Raw genomic sequence first — 17921 nt, forward strand, 5'->3', positions numbered from 1 at the left:
GGATGAGCGACGGCAAGAGCGGTCTGCAGCTGCGTTCGCTGCTCAAGAAGAATGGCGAGCTCGAGATATCGCTGGTCAATGTCCCGACCCCCGAGCCCGGCCCCGACGAGGTCGTGGTCCGGGTCGAGGCGACCCCGATCAATCCGTCCGATCTCGGTCTGTTGATCGGCCCGGCCGACATGTCGGCCGCCAAGGTCTCCGGCAGCAAGGAATTGCCTGTGGTGACTGCGCGCGTGCCGGAAGCCGCATTGCCGGGCCTCGCCGCACGGCTCGATGAGTCCATGCCGGTCGGCAATGAAGGTGCCGGCGTCGTGATCAGGACCGGTTCATCGGATGCGGCGAAAGCGCTGATGGGCCGCACGGTCGCGATGATCGGTGGCGCGATGTATGCGCAATACCGCACGCTGCGCGTCAACGAATGCCTGCCGCTGCCCGACGGCACCACGCCGGCGGAAGGCGCGTCCTGCTTCGTCAATCCGCTGACCGCGCTCGGCATGACCGAGACGATGCGGCGCGAGGGGCACAAGGCGCTGGTGCACACCGCGGCAGCGTCCAATCTCGGCCAGATGCTCAACAAGATCTGTCTCAAGGACGGCATCGGCCTCGTCAACATCGTGCGCAACAAGGAGCAGGCCGACATCCTGCACAAGATCGGCGCCAAACATGTCGTCGATTCCTCCGCGCCCGATTTCATGGACAAGCTCACCGGCGCGCTGGTCGAAACCGGCGCCACCATCGCCTTCGATGCGATCGGCGGCGGCAAGCTCGCGGGCCAGATCCTGGTCGCGATGGAGACCGCGATCAACAAGACCGCCAAGGCCTACAGCCGCTACGGCTCGAATGTGCACAAGCAGGTCTATGTCTATGGCAGCCTCGACACCCGCTCGATCGAATTGCCGCGCGGCTTCGGCATGGCCTGGGGCGTCGGCGGCTGGCTGCTGTTCCCGTTCCTGATGAAGATCGGTCCGGAGGCCGGCAACAAGCTGCGCCAGCGCGTGGTGGCCGAACTGAAGACGACTTTCGCCAGTCACTACACCAAGGTGGTCTCGTTGCAGGAGACCCTGCAGCTCAACAACATCGCCGTCTACAACAAGCGCTCGACCGGCGAGAAATTCCTGATCAACCCGAACAAGGGCTGAGGATCGAAACGCAGGGGCCGTTCCGATGGGGGCGGCCTTTTTGCTTTGCATAGACCAATTCCGCGAAACGCTGCGTTTCCGGAATTGGACGATCCATGCACTTGCATCTTTCTTGGTGCGCCGGTAGGTGAGGGGCACCAGTTTCACGCGCAATCCGAGGGGAATTTGCTATGGCCTATAACATCGTCACCATCGTCGGCAGCATCCGCAAACAGAGCTTCTCGCTCAAGATCGCCAATGCGCTGGCCAAGCTTGCACCGGCGTCGCTGAAGCTCGATGTGACGACGCTTCAGGAAATTTCCTTCTTCAACCAGGACCTCGAGGCTGCGCCGCCGGCGGACTGGCTCGCCTTCCGCGAGAAGCTGCAGAAGTCGAACGGCGTGCTGTTCGTGACCCCCGAATACAACCGCTCGATCCCGGGCGTGCTGAAGAACGCCATCGACGTCGCCTCGCGGCCCTACGGCAAGAGCTCGTTCATCGGCAAGCCGATCGGCATCGTCGGCAATTCGCCCGGACCGCTCGGCGGCGTCAGCGCGGTGAAGCACCTGCAGAACATCCTGCCGGGCATTTCCGGCCCGATCCTCGGTCAGCCGGAAGCCTATCTCAACGGCGTCGGCGATGCCTTCGACGACAACGGCGAACTGACCAAGGACTCGCTCAAGGGTGTGCTGCAGCAGTATCTCGACGCCTTCGCGGCCTTTATCGAAAAGCAGAACCGCTGAGCAAGAGTCCCGTTCCGAATGAATCGGAAGGGGCTCTGAACATGTTTTGACGCGTTTTCCTCACGCGAACCGGTATCCACTTCGCTCGAAAACGCTCTGGTTCAGCGTTCGTTAACCCCATGGCCGCATGCTCGCGGCCATGGTTTCCCGCACACGCCTCAAATCGATTCTGACCGGGCTCGCCCTCTATACGCTGGCGGCGCTGATGGTCGGCTATTTCGGCGTCAACGCCTACACCGGCAAATACGGCTTGAACGCGCGGCAGGAGCTCGATCAGGAGATCATCGCGCTGACCTCCGAGCTGGCGCGGCTGAAGAAGGAGCGGGCCGAGGGCGAGCAGCGGGTGTCGCTGCTGCGGTCGGACCGGGTCGATCCCGACATGCTGGACGAGCGTGCGCGCTTCCAGCTCGACTACGCCAACCCGCGTGATCTCGTTCGGATCAACAAGAACTGACGCGTTCTCAAATTTCAAAATCACTCGCGCGCTATCACAAAAATGTCGCGCTGCGCTGCAGTGCGGCATAGCAAAATTCCATCGGGCGAACGCAATCCTTCCAAGGCGATTTGAGTTGGGTTAGAGAGGGTTCTCCGACTTCTCTCACCCGGAATTGCCATGGCCGCACCCAAGAAAAGCGTCGCAAAAGAATCAGGGCAGGAGAAGGCCGGCTCTCCCCCCGAATTCACCAAGGAGCAGGAGCTCAAGGCACTGCGGGACATGCTCCTGATCCGGCGCTTCGAGGAGAAGGCCGGTCAACTCTACGGCATGGGTGCGATCGGCGGTTTCTGCCATCTCTATATCGGCCAGGAAGCGGTCGTGGTCGGCATGCAGATGGCGCTGAAGCCGGGCGACGAGGTCATAACCGGCTACCGGGACCACGGCCACATGCTGGCCTGCGACATGGAAGCCAAGGGCGTGATGGCCGAATTGACCGGACGCCGCGGCGGCTATTCCCGCGGCAAGGGCGGCTCCATGCACATGTTCAGCAAGGAGAAGCATTTCTACGGTGGTCACGGGATCGTGGGCGCGCAGGTCTCGCTCGGCACCGGCCTTGCGTTCGCCAACCGCTATCGCGGCAACGATAACGTCAGCGTGACCTATTTCGGCGACGGCGCGGCCAACCAGGGCCAGGTCTACGAGAGCTTCAACATGGCGGAGCTGTGGAAGCTGCCGGTGATCTACGTGATCGAAAACAATCGCTATGCGATGGGCACCTCGGTGTCGCGCGCATCGGCCCAGCAGGATTTCTCCAAGCGCGGCGCCTCCTTCAACATTCCGGGCAGGCAGGTCGACGGCATGGACGTGCGCGCCGTCAAGGCCGCCGCCGATGAGGCCGTGGCCTGGTGCCGCGGCGGCAACGGTCCGATGATTCTGGAGATGCAGACCTACCGCTACCGCGGCCACTCGATGTCCGATCCGGCGAAGTACCGCACGCGCGAGGAGGTCGAGAAGGTGCGTCACGACCAGGACCCGATCGAGCAGGTGCGCAACCGCTTGCTGGCCTCGGGCGCCAGCGAGCAGGACCTGAAGGCGATCGACGCCCAGGTGCGCGAGATCGTCAACGAGGCCGCAGACTTCGCGCAGCACGATCCGGAGCCGGATCCGGCCGAGCTCTACACCGACATCTACCGCTGACCCACCCGCGCAGACGAATTTCAAGACCGATTTCGGGAGCCGATATGCCCATTCAAGTGCTGATGCCTGCGCTGTCGCCCACCATGGAGAAGGGCAACCTCGCCAAATGGCTGAAAAAGGAAGGCGAGACCATCAAGTCCGGTGACGTCATCGCCGAGATCGAGACCGACAAGGCGACGATGGAGGTCGAGGCAACCGACGAGGGCACGCTCGGCAAGATCCTGATTCCGGAAGGCACCGCGGACGTTGCGGTGAACACGCCGATCGCCACCATTCTCGTCGACGGCGAAAGCGCCGCCGACCTCGCCAAGGCGCCGGCGGCTCCAGCGCCGCAGCCGAAGGCCGCCGAAGCCGCGCCTGCCGAAGCCAAGGCGGAAACGCCGCAGCCCGCGGCGAAGGCACCGGCCGCGCCCGCGCCCGCGCCCGAGCCGCTGCCAGATCCGGAAATCCCCGCGGGGACCGAGATGGTCACGCAGACCATTCGCGAGGCGCTGCGCGATGCGATGGCCGAGGAGATGCGCCGCGACGGCGACGTCTTCATCATGGGCGAGGAGGTCGCGGAATATCAGGGCGCCTACAAGGTGACGCAGGGCCTGTTGCAGGAATTCGGCGCCCGCCGCGTGATCGACACGCCGATCACCGAGCACGGCTTTGCCGGCGTCGGCGTCGGCGCGGCGATGGCGGGCTTGAAGCCGATCGTCGAGTTCATGACCTTCAACTTCGCCATGCAGGCGATCGACCAGATCATCAACTCCGCCGCCAAGACGCTCTATATGTCCGGCGGCCAGATGGGATGCTCGATCGTGTTCCGCGGCCCGAACGGCGCCGCCGCGCGCGTCGCCGCGCAGCACAGCCAGGACTATGCGGCGTGGTACTCGCAGATCCCGGGCCTCAAGGTGATCGCGCCGTATTCGGCCGCCGATTACAAGGGCCTGCTCAAGGCCGCGATCCGCGATCCCAATCCGGTGATCTTCCTCGAGAACGAGGTGCTGTACGGCCACACCGGTGAGGTGCCGAAGCTGGCTGATTTCGTGGTGCCGATCGGCAAGGCGCGGATTGCCCGCGCCGGCAAGGACGTCACCATCATCTCCTGGGCGATGGGCATGTCCTATGCGCTGAAGGCTGCCGACGAGCTCGCCAAGGAAGGTATCGAGGCCGAGGTCGTCGATCTCCGCACCATCCGTCCGATGGACACCGAGACCATCATCAACTCGGTGAAGAAGACCGGCCGCGCGGTGACGGTCGAGGAGGGCTGGCAGCAGAGCGGCGTCGGCTCTGAGGTCGCCGCGCGCATCATGGAGCACGCCTTCGACTATCTCGACGCGCCGGTGGCGCGCGTCTCCGGCAAGGACGTGCCGATGCCCTATGCCGCCAACCTCGAAAAGCTCGCTCTGCCCTCCGTCGCCGAGGTGGTCGCCGCCGCCAAGGCCGTATCCTACCGGTAACGCCGATGGCCGGTCCCAAGGAGCAGCCGCTGCCGCCTGACGTGATGGGCCGCGACGACGCCATCGAGGTGCTGCGCGCCTTCGTCGTCGATGGCGGCCTGTCGATCGCGTTCCAGCGCGCTTTCGAGGAGCCGGACATGTGGGGGCTGATGCTGGTCGACATCGCCCGCCACGCGGCGCGCGCCTATGCGCGCGAGAGTGAATACACCGAGGACGAGGCGCTCGCGCGCATCGTCGAGATGTTCGAAGCCGAAATCGCCCGGCCGACCGACATGGGCCAAACCAAACCGCGGTCGCAACAAGGTCACTGACAATGCCGATCAATATTCTCATGCCCGCGCTGTCGCCGACGATGGAAAAGGGCAACCTCGCCAAGTGGCTCAAGAAAGAGGGCGACAAGGTCAAGTCCGGCGACGTGATCGCGGAGATCGAGACCGACAAGGCGACGATGGAAGTCGAGGCGGTCGATGAAGGCACGATCGCCAAGATCCTGGTGCCGGAGGGCACCCAGGACGTGCCGGTCAACGACGTCATCGCCGTCATGGCCGGCGACGGCGAGGATGTGAAGGCGGCAGCCAGCGCCGGAGCGGGTGCCGTACCGGCCGCTAAACCCGCCGAGGCGCCGAAGCCCGCCGCCCAGGCCGCGCCTGCGGCGGCTCCCGCACCGGCGGCGGCGCCTGCGCCGAAGCCGGCCGCAGCGCCAGCGCCGGCAGCGGCGCCTCAGGCTGCTGCACCGGCCGCGCAGGCTAACGGCCACGCCCGGGTGTTCTCATCGCCCCTGGCGCGCCGGCTGGCAAAGGAAGCCGGCATCGATCTTACCCGCATCACCGGCACCGGCCCGCATGGCCGGGTCATCGCGCGCGACGTCGACGAGGCCAAGTCCGGCAAGGGCCTGAAGGCGCCGGCGGCAGCGCCCGCCGCGGGACCGAGCATCGCGCCGTCAATGTCGGACAAGCAGATCCTCGCGCTGTTCGAGCCGGGCTCCTACGAGGTGGTGCCGCATGACGGCATGCGCCGCACCATCGCGCAGCGTCTCACCGCCTCGGTGCAGAACGTCCCGCACTTCTACCTCACCATCGACTGCGACATCGGCAAGCTGCTCGCCGCGCGCGAGGAGATCAACGCCGCAGCGCCGAAGGACAAGGAGAAGAAGCCGCTCTACAAGATCTCGGTCAACGACTTCGTTATCAAGGCGATGGCGGTCGCGCTGCAGAAGATTCCGAACTGCAACGTCAGCTGGACCGAAGGCGGCATGCTCAAGCACAAGCATTCCGACGTCGGCGTCGCGGTGGCGATGCCGGGCGGCCTGATCACGCCGATCATCCGCAAGGCCGAGACCAAGACACTCTCGACCATCTCCAACGAGATGAAGGATTTCGCCGCCCGCGCCCGCGCCCGCAAGCTGAAGCCGGAGGAATATCAGGGCGGCACCACCGCGGTCTCCAACCTCGGCATGTACGGCATCAACCACTTCACCGCCGTGATCAACCCGCCGCATGCCTCGATCCTCGCGGTTGGCACCTCGGAGGAACGTCCGGTGGTGCGCGGCGGCAAGATCGAGATCGCGCACATGATGAGCGTGACGTTGTCGTGCGATCACCGTGCGATCGACGGCGCGCTCGGCGCCGAGCTGATCGGTGCCTTCAAGCAGCTGATCGAAAACCCTGTGATGATGATGGTGTGACGGGCATCCGCCATGTACGCGATCGTCGGTCCGTACGTCCTGCTCGCCGCTATCGCCGTCGCGTTGCTCGTCGCGGTCAACCGCGACCTGATATCGACGATCCAGTTCAGGATCATGATGATCGGCGCCGCGGTGCTGGCGCTGGCGTGGTCCGTGTTCCTCGGTGCGGTATGGCGGGAGTACGGATGAATGGCCAGCATGGCTCGCACGCGCTGGCCCTGGATCTCGCTGTTGCTGTCGGCCGCACTGGTGCTCAATCCGGTCGGATTGGATTTTCTACACTCCGCGTTCTTCGCCGGCGAGCAGCTGGCGCGGAACATCGCCCAGCCGATCGTGCTGACGGCCCTGGCCATCATGGCCCTGGTGATCGGACTCGAATGGCTGGTCAGGTCATTGATCGCAAGAAGCCGCGCCCGCGGCGTCACACGTTGAGTTGAACGGGAGCCGCCATGGCCGACACATCCTTTGACGTCATCATCATCGGCTCCGGCCCCGGCGGCTACGTGACCGCGATCCGTGCCGCGCAGCTCGGTTTCAAGACCGCGATCGTCGAGAAATCCTATCTCGGCGGCATCTGCCTGAACTGGGGCTGCATTCCGACCAAAGCGCTGCTGCGCTCCGCCGAGATCTATCACTACATGCAGCACGCCAAGGATTACGGGTTGTCGGCCGACAATGTCTCGTTCGATCCGAAGGCGGTGGTGCAGCGCTCGCGCGGCGTCTCGAAGCGCCTCAATGACGGCGTCGGCTTCCTGATGAAGAAGAACAAGGTCACGGTGATCTGGGGCGAGGCCACGATCGATGCCCCCGGCAAGATCACGGTGAAGAAGTCGGCGGTCGAGGCGCCGAAGGGCGCCAGCGGCGAGGGCACCTATCAGGCCAAGCACATCATCGTGGCGACCGGCGCGCGGCCGCGCGTGCTGCCCGGGCTCGAGCCCGACAAGAAGCTGATCTGGACCTATTTCGAGGCGATGGTGCCGGAGCGGATGCCCAAATCGCTGCTGGTGGTCGGCTCCGGCGCGATCGGCATCGAGTTCGCCTCGTTCTTCCACACCATGGGCGCCGACGTCACTGTGGTCGAGGTGCTGCCGCAGATTCTCCCGGTCGAGGATGCGGAAATCGCAGGGCTCGCCCGCAAGCGGTTTGAGAAGATGGGGATCAAGATACTCACCTCGACCAAGGTGACAAAGCTCGAGAAGAAGGCCGACAGCGTGGTTGCGACCATCGACGACGGCAAGGAGAAGCCGCAAGCGGTGGAGTTCGAGCGCGTGATTTCGGCGGTCGGCGTGGTCGGCAATATCGAGAATCTCGGGCTGGAGAAGCTTGGCGTCAAAACCGATCGCGGCTGCATCGTGATCGACGGCCTCGGCAAGACCAACGTTCCCGGCATCTATGCGATCGGCGACGTCGCGGGACCGCCGATGCTCGCGCACAAGGCCGAGCATGAGGGCGTGATCTGCATCGAGGCGATCAAGGGCCTGCATCCGCATTCGATGGACAAGCTGATGATCCCGGGCTGCACCTACTGCAACCCGCAGGTCGCCTCCGTCGGCCTCACCGAGGCCAAGGCCAAGGAAGACGGCCGCGAGATCCGGGTCGGCCGCTTCCCGTTCGTCGGCAACGGCAAGGCGATCGCGCTCGGCGAGGACCAGGGCCTCGTCAAGGTGATCTTCGACAAGAAGACCGGCCAGCTGCTCGGCGCCCACATGATCGGCGCCGAGGTCACCGAGCTGATCCAGGGCTACGTCGTGGCGATGAATCTGGAGACCACGGAAGAGGAACTGATGCACACCGTGTTCCCGCATCCGACCTTGTCGGAAATGATGAAGGAAGCGGTGCTCGAAGCCTACGGGCGGGTGCTGAATATTTGAGTGGCCGAATTCAGCTCGTCATGCGCGGGCTTGACCCGCGCATCCATCAAGCGAAAGCTTTTTTGCAAGATGGATCGCCGGGTCAAGCCCGGCGATGACAAGCGGAAAGAGCCGTTGACGCAAGAAGCCGGAGAAAGAACAGAGCCAGTGAAAGACAACGACAACCTCACCATCGAACGCCCGACTTTCGTCACCCATCTCGAATGCGCGATGGAGGGCGATCATTATCCCGCCGACCAGGTGCACAACCTCTCCAAGGCCGGCAAGCCGCTGCTGGTGCGCTATGACCTTGCCGGGGTGAAGAAGGCGCTGACGAAGGACGCCCTGGCGCAGCGTCCCGCCGATTTGTGGCGCTACCGCGAGCTGCTGCCGGTGCGCAAATGCAAGGATATCGTCAGCCTCGGCGAGGTCACGACGCCGCTGATCCGGCTGCCGCGGCTCGGCGCCAGGCATGGCGGCGGCGAGATCATTGTGAAAGATGAAGGCCGGCTGCCGACCGGCTCGTTCAAGGCACGCGGCCTGGTGATGGCGGTGTCGATGGGCAAGGCGCTCGGCATCAAGCACATGGCGATGCCGACCAACGGCAATGCCGGCGCGGCGCTGGCGGCCTATGCGACCTCCTGCGGCATCAAGACCACGATCTTCTGCCCGGCCGATACGCCGGAGGTGAATGTCAGCGAGATCGAGCTGCAGGGCGCCACCGTCTATCGCGTCAACGGCTATATCGATGACTGCGGCAAGATCGTCGGCGAGGGCAAGGCGAAGGTCGGCTGGTTCGATACCTCGACCCTGAAGGAGCCGTACCGGATCGAGGGCAAGAAGACGATGGGGCTTGAACTTGCCGAGCAGCTCGGCTGGGACGTGCCCGACGTGATCTTCTACCCGACCGGCGGCGGCACCGGCCTGATCGGCATGTGGAAGGCGTTCGACGAGCTCGAGAAGATCGGCTTCATCGGAAGCAAGCGCCCGCGCATGGTCGCGGTGCAGGCCTCCGGCTGCGCGCCGATGGTGCGGGCCTATGAGGCCGGCACCGAGCACGCCGCGCGCTGGGAGGACGCCCACACCATCGCCTCGGGCATCCGCGTGCCCCAGGCGATCGGCGACTTCCTCATCCTGCGCGCGGTGCGCGAGAGCAAGGGCTTTGCGATCGCCGTCGATGACGACAAGATCAGCGCCGCCCTCAATGAGGTCGCGCGCGAGGAGGGGCTGTTGCTGTGCCCCGAGGGCGCCGCGACCTACGCCGCCTACAAGGAGAGCCTCGCCGACGGCCGTGTCAGCAAGACCGACCGCGTGATGCTGTTCAACTGCGCCAGCGGCCTGAAATACCCGCTGCCGCCGATCACCCGCACGCTCGACCGGCACAAGCCGATCGACTTCTCGCAGTTCTGACGCCTCATCCGAAGGGCCATCTTGTCGAAAGGTGGCCCTTCAAAAATAATTGGAAACAAGAAAATTGAGGGAGAGCGTGATGCGGAAGCTGGTTCTGGCCGTATTGGCGATGTTCGCGTTGACGGGGACCGTTTCCGCGGAAACCTATCCCGCGCACCCGATCACCATCGTGGTGCCGTTTGCTGCCGGCGGCCCCTCGGATGCGATGGCGCGCATCCTCGGCGAACGAATGAAGCAGTCGCTCGGTGAGGTGCTGCTGATCGAGAACGTGACTGGAGCGGGCGGCTCGATCGGCGTTGGCCGCGCGGTGCGCTCGGCGCCCGACGGCTACACCATCTCGTTCGGCCATCTCGGCACCCATGTCGCCAACGGCGCGATCTACAAGCTCGGCTACGACCTCGTCACCGATCTCGAGCCGGTGGCGCTGCTGCCGAGCAACCCGATGATCATCGTCAGCAAGAACGCCGTGCCGGCGAAATCGCTGAAGGAGTTGCTGGAGTGGCTGAAGTCGCGGCCGGCGCCGCCGACCGCGGGCACCGCCGGCGCCGGCAGCGGCAGCCATATCGCCGGGCTCTATTTCGAGAACGTCTCCGGCATCAAGCTGCAATATGTACCGTATCGCGGCACCGGCCCAGCGCTGAACGACCTCGTCGCCGGCCAGATCGACATCATCGTCGACCAGACCTCGAACTCGATCAACCAGATCCGTGCCGGCAATATCCGCGCCTATGCGGTCACCGATTCCAAGCGGGTCGCGAATGCGCCTGACGTTCCGACGGTCGACGAGGCCGGCCTGCCGGGCTTCCACATGACGCTGTGGTCCGGCCTCTGGGTGCCGAAGGGTACCCCGAAGGAGATCGTGGCCAAGCTCAACGCCGCTGCGGTCGAGGCGATGGCCGATCCGGCCGTGCAGAAGCAGCTCGAGAATTTGGGCTTGCAGATGCCGCCGAAGGATCAGCTCACGCCGGATGCGCTCGGTGCCTGGCAGAAGGCGGAAATCGCCAAATGGTGGCCGATGATCAAGGCCGCCAACGTGAAGGTGGATTGAAACTTGTCATCCCGGCCGCGCGCAATTGCGCGCTAGGCCGGGACGACGTTATTGCGACGGCATTGCCTCAGCCGGCGCCGCGTTGCTCTCCTGCGTTACGACGCGTTCGCCGTTCTTGGCCACTGCCGTGTCGGCATCCTCGAACCGCGCCTGGTAGACCGCGAAATTCTCCATCACGCGCTGCACGTAGTTGCGCGTCTCGGAGATCGGGATCCGCTCCACCCAGTCGACCGGATCGACCTTGGGATCGCGCGGGTCGCCGTAGGCCTTGATCCAGTCGCGGACGCGGCCGCGGCCGGCGTTGTAGCCGGCAAAGGTCATGATGTGGCAGTTGCGATATTCCGACAGCAACGCGCTGAGCTCGGCTGCGCCCATCTGGGTGTTGTAGACGGGATCGGACACCATCCGGCTCCAGTCATAGCTGACGCCGAAGCGCTTGGCGGTGTCACGGCCGGCTTCCGGCGTCACCTGCATCAGGCCGACGGCGTTGGCCGCCGACTTGTCGCGCTGGTCGAACGCGCTTTCGGTACGCGCGATCGAGTAGGTCATGCTGCGCCCGATATCGGGCGCGATCGGCGTGTGCTTGGGAATACCGATCACCGGGAAGGCGTAGTGGTCGAAGGCAAAGCCGCGCGCGAGCGCGATCTTGCCGATCTGCAGCATGGCCCGGGCATCGTTGCGGCGGCCAGTGAGCTCGCCGAGCGCCTCGAGCATCCCGACATCGGTGCTTTCCTCGGCGAGGTCGGCGGCGAAATAGAGCACGATGTCGGGCTCGCCGATCGCATAGAGCATATCGGCGGCGCGGACCCGCTCGTCGGCAGCCATGCTGCCGGCGCTGGCGGCCGGCGAGGGCGCGCGCAGCTCGACGCCACCATCACGGCCGAGCTTGGCCAGCGCGAGCTGACCGTAATAGGCCGTCGGGTAGCGCGCGGCGGCCTGGTAGTCGGCCCGCATCGCCGCGGAATTGCCGAGTGCCTCTGCGGCGCGGCCGCGCCAATAGGCGGCGCGCGCCAGCACGGTCGGGTTGGTCTGGCCCTCGTCGATATGCGCGAAGTGCGCCGCGGCGGTCTTGGCGTCGTTGAGATAACGCAGCGCGATCCAGCCGCGCATGAAGTGCATGTCGGAGCGGTAATAAGGATTGTCCGGCGCCGCCGCGGGCCGGATCACGTCATAGGCCGCCTGGTACTCGCCCTGGTCGAGCAGCTTGCGGGAGAGGATGCGGCGCTCGCGCCACCACTGGTCGGTGTCCTGCTGCGCCATCGTCTCGGGCTCAGCCGCGATCGTCACGCGCGCGGCTTCGTCGACCTTGTTCTTCGCAAGCAGCCACTGAATTCGGCACAGCGTGTAACCGAGATCGCGGCGGGCATCGGCCGGCACATCGTTGAGCGTGTCCTCTGCCTTGCTGGATTGTCCGCGGACCGCGCTGCAGGCTTTCACGATCGCCAGATCGTCGCTGCCGAGCCGCTGCGCCGCGCGCCTCGCGCCGGCGAGATCCTTGGCGCCGATCCGCTTGTCCATGCGCGCGCGATGGTCGTCGCGCGTCAGCAGGTCCTTGAACGCATCATAGGCGTCGCTCTCGGAGCGATCGGACAGCTCCTCCGAGCGCCAGGCTTCGCGCACCAGCCGGGTGGCGCCGTCGCGGTCGCCTTCGGCCAGCAGCGTGCGGGCGAGCGCGAACTTGCCCTTGGCGCTGATCGGCTGATCGAGGGTGAAGCCGTGCACCGTGGCCGGATCGCTGCGCTCCTGCCAGATCCGCGCTTCGGCGCGCTTGCGCAACAGCGTGACGCTAGGCCAATCCGGATTGGCCGTCACGAATGCCGCATAACGGCTGAACGGCGCGCTCGATTCCGAGTGGCGCAGCAGATACCACTCGACGAGTTTTCGCCCGACCGGGTCGGTGATCCTGGCCTGGATATCGGTCGCGTCGCTGGTCTTGCCTCTGCGCGCGGCGAGGATCGCGTCCCTGATCGTGGCGAGATCGCCCAACAATTGCGGCTCGGCGGGTTTCTCCGGCTCGGGCGCCTTCTCAGCGGATTTGGAAGGATCGGATTTGGCCTTCGCGGATTTACGTTTGTCGGCGCCGTGTCTGGCGTGCCGCCGCTTGCCGGAGGCACTCTCGCGCGCGGCCTTGCCGCCATGCGCCTTCTTGTCCCCGTGGCCGCTTTTGGCCTGGTGCTGGTGATGCGGCTTGGCGGTCGCCTGGACCGGAAGCAGCGCGAGCGCGGCGGCGGTGGCGAAGCACGCCAGCGGACGTAGGCAACGGTTCATTCCCTGGTCCCCCCTGAGAAACCATGAGGCACAACAGAACGCGTCATACGGCGTCACAACCGCCGCAGATTATCACTACCCTCGATTCTCGAGTCTTAATGCAGCTGCAACTCAACAGGGAAAACGCGGCGAAATATGGAATATGGCGTGCGGAACCCGCTGGAACCGGGATTATTACGGGTGAAAACGGACAGGCAGCACCGTGCTTTGACCGGTTCCGCGTGAGTTGTATCGTCGTAGCGAGCGCACGTGGGGGCTGCCGATGTCACTGCCACATCACTTTTCTCGAGCCGGTGCGTCATGACGGCTCGCCTCAGAACGATCCTCGACGGCGGCCGCTATTTCGAAGGCCCGCGCTGGCATCGCGGGCGGCTCTGGTTCGTCGATTGCATGGCGCGGGCGCTTCTGAGCATCAGCTCGTCGGGCGAGTTGCAGGAGCATGCTGCGCTGACCGACGACACGCCTTGTGGTCTCGGCGTACTGCCTGATGGCGACATCGTCGTGCTGACGATGTTCAGGAAGCGGCTGCTGCGGTTTTCCGATGGAGCGCTGTCGCTCTATGCCGATCTCTCCGAGGTCGCGACCGGCACGATCGACGACATGATCATCGACGGGCAGGGACGCGCCTATGTCGGCGATCTCGGCTTCAACCTGCCGCCGCCGGAGCGCCGCGGTGCGGTCGGCCGGATCATCCTCGTGACGGCCGATGGCAGTGCGCGCGTCGTTGCTGAAGGCTTGCGGTTTCCCAACGGCATTGCCGTCTCCTCCGACCATCGCCGACTCGTCGTTGCCGAAATGGATGGCGCCGGTCTCGCCGAATACGACATCGCGCCGGACGGCGGCCTGAGCCTGCGCGGGCGGTTCGGCAGCATCAACGATCCCGACGGCATCTGCCTCGATGCCGACGGGGCGACCTGGGTCGCGTCTTTCACGGAAGATGCTTTTGTCCGGATCGATCGCACCGGTGTGGAGCGCGAGCGCATCACGGTGTCTGGCCGCCGCGCACTTGCCTGCGCGCTCGGTGGCGCGGACCGCAGGACGCTGTTCTGCCTGAGCGCGGAGACGTCCTACGAGGAGCTCCGCAAGGGCACGTCCACATCGCGGATCGATGTGATCGAGGTCGACACGCCGGGTGATGGCTATCCGTGAGCCCTGGCCGCAGGCAAGTCTCACCTCTTCTTTTTCTTCTCTTTCTTCTTCAGGATATCGGCCTGGCTCCTGAAAGCACGGGCGAGGGAGCGCATCTGGTTGGCGACAAGTGCGTCGGCCGTCGTCAACGCAACCCGCTCCGCGGTCTGCGCCTGCCTGCGAATTGCCTTGGCCATTTTCATGAAGGAACCAATCGCGCCGCGTCGCTCTGGTTCCTGCACGCGCGACGGCGGCTTGAAGCCATCTCGCGGCCTTGAGTTTTGTTCTTGTTTCGTTCATATTGGCGCGCTCCGGGGGAGTGCTGCCATGGACGCCGAGCGAGACCGCGAAATCATCAGGCTGTGGAACGAGCTCCGCCGGCTGCAGCGCGAGGGACGTCCGACGGCGTTGCTGGTCCGCCGGATCGAGAAGGCGCTCGCGGAACGCGAGCAGGAGGCCGCCTGAAACTACGGTCTGCCGCGTTCCTCTGCGCGACAACGGTCTAGCGCCCGCCGTCCGGCCCCATGATCAGATTCGGCAGCCAGGTCGAGATCTCCGGAAAGAAGCAGAGCAACAGCACTGCGAACATCATCAGCAGCACGAATGGCAGCGTGCCCCAGATCACCTCGCTCAAGGGGATGTCGGGCGCGACGTTGCGGATCACGAAGATGTTGAGGCCGACCGGCGGATGGATCAGGCCCATCTCCATCACGATGGTCATGACGACGCCGAACCAGATGATGTCGAACTCGGCCGCGCGCAGCGGCGGCAGGATGATCGGCGCGGTCATCAGGATGATCGAGACCGGCGGCAGGAAGAAGCCGAGCACGATCACCATCACGAGGATCGCAAACAAGAGCTCCCAGCGCGGCAGGTGCATGGCGACGATCGCCTCCGCCGCCGACTGCGAGATGTGCAGGTAGCTCATCACATAGGAATAGAGCAGTGACATGCCGATGATCAGCATCAGCATGGTGGACTCGCGGATGGTCGATTTCAGGATCGGCGACAGGTCGTTGGGTGTCCACACGCTGTAGATCACGGCGATCAGCCCGAGCGCCAGGAGGCCGCCGAGGCCGGCGGTTTCCGATGGCGTGGCGTAGCCGCCATAGAGCGCGATCATCACGCCGGTCAGCAGCAGCACGAACGGGATCACGCGCGGCAGCGCGCTGAAGCGCTCGGCCATGGTGAATTCGTCATGCTGCAGGATCGCCGCGTCCTTGCCGGTCGCGTCATAGACGGCGCGGGCCATGGCGTATTCCTTGCGGAAGCGGAACACCGCGTAGAAACCGAACAGCGTCACCAGCAGCAGGCCGGGGCCGATGCCGGCGAGAAACAGCCGTCCCAGCGATTTCTCGGCTGCGACGGCGAACAGGATCATCGTGATCGAGGGCGGCAGCAGGATGCCGAGCGTGCCGCCGGCGGCGATGATGCCCGCGGCAAAGCCGCCGGAATAGCCGCGCTTGCGCATCTCCGGGATGCCGGCCGAACCGATCGCCGAGCAGGTCGCCGGCGAGGAGCCGGCCATCGCCGCGAACAGGGCGCAGGCGAATACGTTGGCGACGCCGAGGCCGCCGGGCACGCGGTGCAGCCAGGCGTGCAGCGCCGAATAGAGGTCCTGGCCGGCTCGCGATTTGCCGATCGCCGCGCCCTTCAGGATGAACAGCGGGATCGACAGCAGCGTGATCGAGGCCATCTCCTCGTAGACGTTCTGCGTCACCGTATCGAGCGAGGCCGCCGGCATGAAGATCGCCATGAACACGACCGCGACCGCACCGAGCGCGAACGCGATCGGCATGCCGGAGAACATCGCAAACAGGGTGGCAAGTCCGTAGGAGATACCAATACCAAACACGGTCATCGGCGCGCGCCACCCGTCAGCGGAATGATGATTTGCAGGAGGATCTGCACGCAGAGCAGCGTCATGCCCAGCGCCATCAGCACGTAGGGGATGGCGAGCGGCGGCGACCACATCGAGTTGGACACCTGGCCGTCGACATAGGCTTCATGCGCCAGGGTCCAGGATTTCCAGGCGAAGAAGGCGCAGAACGCGAAGCTCGCGACGTCGACCAGCCACAGCCGGATGGCGTTGGCGCGCGCCGAGAGCAGCCCGACGAACGCCTCGATGCTGACATGGCCGCGCTGGCTCTGCACATAGGCCGAGGTCATGAAGGTGGCGCCGACCAGGAGGAAGACGGCCGCCTCGTCCTGCCAGTAGTTCGGGCTGTGGAACAGGGCGCGGCCGAGCACGCTGTAGCTCAGGATCACGCAGGCCGCGACCAGGGCGAGCGCGGCGAACACCACGATGATGTTGTTGCAGATGGACAGCGCGCGCCCAAGCACGGCCACGGGCGTGTTGCCCGCGGCGATGCTTGCGGTTTCGGCCTGATCCGCGACCGGACCATGGATCATGCGGCGACGTCGCTAGCGAGCTTCAGCAGGTTGGCGGCGGTGGCGGTCTTGGCGCCATAGTCCTTCCACGCGGTATCGCGCGCGATGTCGCGCCACTTGCCGACAATGGTTGCATCGAGCGCGCTGACCTTGGCGCCGGCCTTCTCATAGACCTTGGCGACTTCGGTATCGTCGTCCTGCGCCCCCTTGCGGCCAAACGCCTCGAGCTCGGTGCCGACGGCAAGGATGATGTCCTGCTGGTTTTTCGGCAGCTTGTCGAAGATCGCCTTCGACATCATCAACGGCTCCAGCATGAACCAGTAGGAGGCGCCGGCGCCCGAGGTCAGCGACTTCGCGACCTCCTCGAGGCGGAACGAGATCAGGCTGGTGGAGGAGGTGATGCCGGCGTCGCAGGCGCCGGTCTGCATCGCGGCGTAGAGCTCGTTGGACGGCACCGAGAGCACGGCGGCGCCGGCGGTCTGCAGCACCATGTCCATCTCGCGCGAGCCGCCGCGCACCTTGAGGCCCTTGGCATCTTCAGGCGCCACGATCGCCCTGGAGCGGCTGGCGACGCCGCCGGCCTGCCAGACCCAGGAGATCAGTAGAATGCCCTTGTCGGCGAGGAAGTCGCTCAAGGCCTTGCCGACCGGCTCCTTCTTCCAGCGCAGGCCCTGGTCGTAGGTGGTGACGAGGCCCGGCATCAGGCCGATATTGGTCTCCGGCAATTCGCCGCCGGCATAGGGCATCGGATACAGGCTGAGGTCGAGCGCGCCCTTGCGCATCGCCGAGAACTGCGCGTTGGTCTTGATCAGCGACGAGTTCGGATAGACCTCGGCGGTCAGCTCACCGCCCGAGCGCTTGGCGACCTCGGCCGCGAACATCCTGCACAGCCGGTCGCGGAAGTCGCCCTTGTCGATGGTGCCGCCGGGGAACTGGTGCGAGATCTTCAGCGTGGTCGCGGCATGCGCGGTCCCGATGCCCATCCGCAGGACGGCGGGTGCGGCGAGGGCGGAAGCGAGGACGTGGCGGCGTGTAAGCATTGTTCTCCCCTGAGAGCTTCTTGAGTGGCTGTTAGGCCGGCGCGGAGCTTTAGCTTAGCCGGTCTTCGCGTGAATATTCTCTAGTCTGATAGTTCGAGGCGCCCTGATAGTGCGAGCCGATACGGGGCTGCAAGTCCTGACGTTCAAGTCCTGACATTCAAGT

General features: G+C 65.2%; 19 protein-coding genes. 14 read left to right on the plus strand and 5 right to left on the minus strand.

Annotated features, from left to right (window positions below; genetic code table 11):
* The first annotated feature begins 2 nt into the window (after positions 1-2).
* From J2R80_RS27830 to J2R80_RS27885, 12 genes are all read left to right on the plus strand, one after another.
* Positions 3-1139, plus strand: a complete 1137-nt coding sequence (locus tag J2R80_RS27830; protein ID WP_168858572.1) for a zinc-binding dehydrogenase — start codon at positions 3-5, stop codon at positions 1137-1139.
* Positions 1140-1309: 170 nt separating this feature from the next.
* Positions 1310-1861, plus strand: coding sequence for an NADPH-dependent FMN reductase (locus J2R80_RS27835; protein ID WP_253639775.1), 552 nt, complete (start codon positions 1310-1312; stop codon positions 1859-1861).
* Positions 1862-2000: 139 nt separating this feature from the next.
* Complete coding sequence (locus J2R80_RS27840; RefSeq protein WP_028339710.1) at positions 2001-2315, plus strand: septum formation initiator family protein; 315 nt, start codon at positions 2001-2003, stop codon at positions 2313-2315.
* Positions 2316-2474: 159 nt separating this feature from the next.
* Positions 2475-3494 carry a pyruvate dehydrogenase (acetyl-transferring) E1 component subunit alpha gene (gene pdhA, locus J2R80_RS27845; RefSeq protein WP_092083877.1) on the plus strand — a complete coding sequence of 340 codons (1020 nt, stop codon included), beginning with the start codon at positions 2475-2477 and terminating at the stop codon, positions 3492-3494.
* A gap of 44 nt (positions 3495-3538) precedes the next feature.
* Entirely contained in the window at positions 3539-4939 is a 1401-nt protein-coding gene (locus J2R80_RS27850) for a pyruvate dehydrogenase complex E1 component subunit beta (protein WP_253639776.1), read from the plus strand.
* A gap of 5 nt (positions 4940-4944) precedes the next feature.
* Positions 4945-5250 (plus strand): DUF5076 domain-containing protein, encoded by a 306-nt coding sequence (locus J2R80_RS27855; protein ID WP_018271806.1) that lies wholly within the window; start codon positions 4945-4947, stop codon positions 5248-5250.
* A gap of 2 nt (positions 5251-5252) precedes the next feature.
* Complete coding sequence (locus J2R80_RS27860; protein WP_253639777.1) at positions 5253-6623, plus strand: pyruvate dehydrogenase complex dihydrolipoamide acetyltransferase; 1371 nt, start codon at positions 5253-5255, stop codon at positions 6621-6623.
* Positions 6624-6635: 12 nt separating this feature from the next.
* The gene (locus J2R80_RS27865) at positions 6636-6812 is read left to right on the plus strand and encodes a hypothetical protein (protein ID WP_168858567.1); all 177 of its coding nucleotides are present in this window, start codon (positions 6636-6638) and stop codon (positions 6810-6812) included.
* On the plus strand, positions 6813-7055 hold the full coding sequence (locus tag J2R80_RS27870; protein ID WP_057016535.1) for a hypothetical protein: 243 nt from the start codon (positions 6813-6815) through the stop codon (positions 7053-7055).
* Between the two features lie 17 nt (positions 7056-7072).
* On the plus strand, positions 7073-8494 hold the full coding sequence (gene lpdA, locus J2R80_RS27875; protein WP_253639778.1) for a dihydrolipoyl dehydrogenase: 1422 nt from the start codon (positions 7073-7075) through the stop codon (positions 8492-8494).
* A 147-nt stretch (positions 8495-8641) separates the two neighbouring features.
* Positions 8642-9883 carry a threonine synthase gene (locus J2R80_RS27880; protein WP_253639779.1) on the plus strand — a complete coding sequence of 414 codons (1242 nt, stop codon included), beginning with the start codon at positions 8642-8644 and terminating at the stop codon, positions 9881-9883.
* A gap of 79 nt (positions 9884-9962) precedes the next feature.
* Positions 9963-10931, plus strand: a complete 969-nt coding sequence (locus J2R80_RS27885) for a tripartite tricarboxylate transporter substrate binding protein BugD (protein ID WP_253639780.1) — start codon at positions 9963-9965, stop codon at positions 10929-10931.
* Positions 10932-10979: 48 nt separating this feature from the next.
* Here J2R80_RS27885 and J2R80_RS27890 read toward each other — a convergent pair whose 3' ends face one another.
* Complete coding sequence (locus tag J2R80_RS27890; protein WP_253639781.1) at positions 10980-13199, minus strand: lytic transglycosylase domain-containing protein; 2220 nt, start codon at positions 13197-13199, stop codon at positions 10980-10982.
* Between the two features lie 300 nt (positions 13200-13499).
* Here J2R80_RS27890 and J2R80_RS27895 point away from each other — a divergent pair, with 300 nt between their 5' ends.
* Positions 13500-14348, plus strand: coding sequence for an SMP-30/gluconolactonase/LRE family protein (locus J2R80_RS27895; protein WP_253623846.1), 849 nt, complete (start codon positions 13500-13502; stop codon positions 14346-14348).
* A 20-nt stretch (positions 14349-14368) separates the two neighbouring features.
* On the opposite strand, the gene J2R80_RS27900 is transcribed toward J2R80_RS27895, so the two are convergent.
* Positions 14369-14530: a hypothetical protein gene (locus J2R80_RS27900; protein WP_156436144.1), complete on the minus strand. Its 162-nt coding sequence runs from the start codon at positions 14528-14530 to the stop codon at positions 14369-14371.
* A gap of 124 nt (positions 14531-14654) precedes the next feature.
* Between J2R80_RS27900 and J2R80_RS27905 the strand changes: the two genes are divergently transcribed.
* Positions 14655-14792 (plus strand): hypothetical protein, encoded by a 138-nt coding sequence (locus tag J2R80_RS27905; protein ID WP_155258394.1) that lies wholly within the window; start codon positions 14655-14657, stop codon positions 14790-14792.
* A 37-nt stretch (positions 14793-14829) separates the two neighbouring features.
* Here the strand turns inward: J2R80_RS27905 and J2R80_RS27910 are convergent, their stop codons facing one another.
* From J2R80_RS27910 to dctP, 3 genes are read right to left on the minus strand one after another with little or no spacing between them, the layout of a single operon-like run.
* Entirely contained in the window at positions 14830-16188 is a 1359-nt protein-coding gene (locus J2R80_RS27910) for a TRAP transporter large permease (RefSeq protein WP_168858563.1), read from the minus strand.
* Positions 16185-16739, minus strand: coding sequence for a TRAP transporter small permease (locus J2R80_RS27915; RefSeq protein WP_194295317.1), 555 nt, complete (start codon positions 16737-16739; stop codon positions 16185-16187). Before J2R80_RS27915 ends, J2R80_RS27910 begins: the two co-directional genes overlap by 4 nt.
* The gene (gene dctP / locus J2R80_RS27920; RefSeq protein WP_057016540.1) at positions 16736-17758 is read right to left on the minus strand and encodes a TRAP transporter substrate-binding protein DctP; all 1023 of its coding nucleotides are present in this window, start codon (positions 17756-17758) and stop codon (positions 16736-16738) included. Before dctP ends, J2R80_RS27915 begins: the two co-directional genes overlap by 4 nt.
* Between the last annotated feature and the right edge of the window lie 163 nt (positions 17759-17921).

This window comes from Bradyrhizobium sp. USDA 4541 (assembly GCF_024171085.1).
Lineage (GTDB): Bacteria > Pseudomonadota > Alphaproteobacteria > Rhizobiales > Xanthobacteraceae > Bradyrhizobium > Bradyrhizobium australafricanum.

What these genes read in the sequence shown, in the direction of transcription:
- J2R80_RS27870 (WP_057016535.1), top strand. Translation starts at nt 6,813, where the DNA reads ATGGCCAGCATGGCTCGCACGCGCTGGCCCTGGATCTCGCTGTTGCTG.
- J2R80_RS27905 (WP_155258394.1), top strand. Translation starts at nt 14,655, where the DNA reads ATGGACGCCGAGCGAGACCGCGAAATCATCAGGCTGTGGAACGAGCTC.
- J2R80_RS27865 (WP_168858567.1), top strand. Translation starts at nt 6,636, where the DNA reads ATGTACGCGATCGTCGGTCCGTACGTCCTGCTCGCCGCTATCGCCGTC.
- J2R80_RS27830 (WP_168858572.1), top strand. Translation starts at nt 3, where the DNA reads ATGAGCGACGGCAAGAGCGGTCTGCAGCTGCGTTCGCTGCTCAAGAAG.
- J2R80_RS27840 (WP_028339710.1), top strand. Translation starts at nt 2,001, where the DNA reads ATGGTTTCCCGCACACGCCTCAAATCGATTCTGACCGGGCTCGCCCTC.
- lpdA (WP_253639778.1), top strand. Translation starts at nt 7,073, where the DNA reads ATGGCCGACACATCCTTTGACGTCATCATCATCGGCTCCGGCCCCGGC.
- J2R80_RS27900 (WP_156436144.1), bottom strand. Translation starts at nt 14,530, where the DNA reads ATGAAAATGGCCAAGGCAATTCGCAGGCAGGCGCAGACCGCGGAGCGG.
- J2R80_RS27885 (WP_253639780.1), top strand. Translation starts at nt 9,963, where the DNA reads ATGCGGAAGCTGGTTCTGGCCGTATTGGCGATGTTCGCGTTGACGGGG.
- J2R80_RS27850 (WP_253639776.1), top strand. Translation starts at nt 3,539, where the DNA reads ATGCCCATTCAAGTGCTGATGCCTGCGCTGTCGCCCACCATGGAGAAG.
- J2R80_RS27835 (WP_253639775.1), top strand. Translation starts at nt 1,310, where the DNA reads ATGGCCTATAACATCGTCACCATCGTCGGCAGCATCCGCAAACAGAGC.
- dctP (WP_057016540.1), bottom strand. Translation starts at nt 17,758, where the DNA reads ATGCTTACACGCCGCCACGTCCTCGCTTCCGCCCTCGCCGCACCCGCC.
- J2R80_RS27895 (WP_253623846.1), top strand. Translation starts at nt 13,500, where the DNA reads ATGACGGCTCGCCTCAGAACGATCCTCGACGGCGGCCGCTATTTCGAA.
- J2R80_RS27860 (WP_253639777.1), top strand. Translation starts at nt 5,253, where the DNA reads ATGCCGATCAATATTCTCATGCCCGCGCTGTCGCCGACGATGGAAAAG.
- J2R80_RS27890 (WP_253639781.1), bottom strand. Translation starts at nt 13,199, where the DNA reads ATGAACCGTTGCCTACGTCCGCTGGCGTGCTTCGCCACCGCCGCCGCG.
- pdhA (WP_092083877.1), top strand. Translation starts at nt 2,475, where the DNA reads ATGGCCGCACCCAAGAAAAGCGTCGCAAAAGAATCAGGGCAGGAGAAG.
- J2R80_RS27915 (WP_194295317.1), bottom strand. Translation starts at nt 16,739, where the DNA reads ATGATCCATGGTCCGGTCGCGGATCAGGCCGAAACCGCAAGCATCGCC.
- J2R80_RS27910 (WP_168858563.1), bottom strand. Translation starts at nt 16,188, where the DNA reads ATGACCGTGTTTGGTATTGGTATCTCCTACGGACTTGCCACCCTGTTT.
- J2R80_RS27855 (WP_018271806.1), top strand. Translation starts at nt 4,945, where the DNA reads ATGGCCGGTCCCAAGGAGCAGCCGCTGCCGCCTGACGTGATGGGCCGC.